The sequence below is a fragment of the Pseudogemmobacter sp. TB195 genome, from assembly GCF_058313095.1.
In genome coordinates this window covers 1-548 of record NZ_JBZEGG010000192.1, presented here as the reverse complement: position 1 = coordinate 548, position 548 = coordinate 1, and the positions used below count along the sequence as shown (strand labels likewise).

General features: G+C 68.1%; 1 pseudogene. It reads right to left on the bottom strand.

Annotation, left to right across the window (positions count from 1 at the left end):
* Window positions 1–245 precede the first annotated feature (245 nt).
* Window positions 246–548: pseudogene (locus AC4FS3_RS29310) on the bottom strand (metal ABC transporter permease); the annotation flags it as partial.

The window sequence follows — 548 nt, the reverse complement described above, 5'->3', positions numbered from 1 at the left end:
CGTCATTGTGATGGGCGGTCCGGCTGCCGGACCCTCCAGACATGAACGTGATCCCCGAAAACCCGGCAGGCTTTCGGGGATCACGTCCCATGCGGGCGGAGTGACCGCGTAACGCACGCCGTAGTGTACCACAACCCGCAAGCCGTGAACGCGGCAATTGTGACGCAAGAAGACATTCAGGCCGGCCCGCGCCACGTTGCGCAGCCGGTTGCACGGCCCCGCGTCACGCCGGTTCAGCCCGCCGTTCAACCGGCGGCCCTGGCCCCAACCGCCATTTCCTCCTCGCCGGTTTCCTTCAGCGTTTGCAGGGCCTGCTCGGCGCGGCGCTGGCGATTCCACAGACCGGCGTAGACGCCACCCGCCGCCAGCAACGCGTCATGGGTCCCCCGCTCCACCACCTCGCCGTGGTCCATCACCATGATCTCGTCGGCGTTAACGATGGTCGACAGGCGGTGGGCGATCACCAGGGTGGTGCGCCCGCGGCTCACCGCCGCCAGGGCGTCCTGGATCTCGCGTTCGGTGAAGCTGTCGAGGGCCGAGGTGGCTTC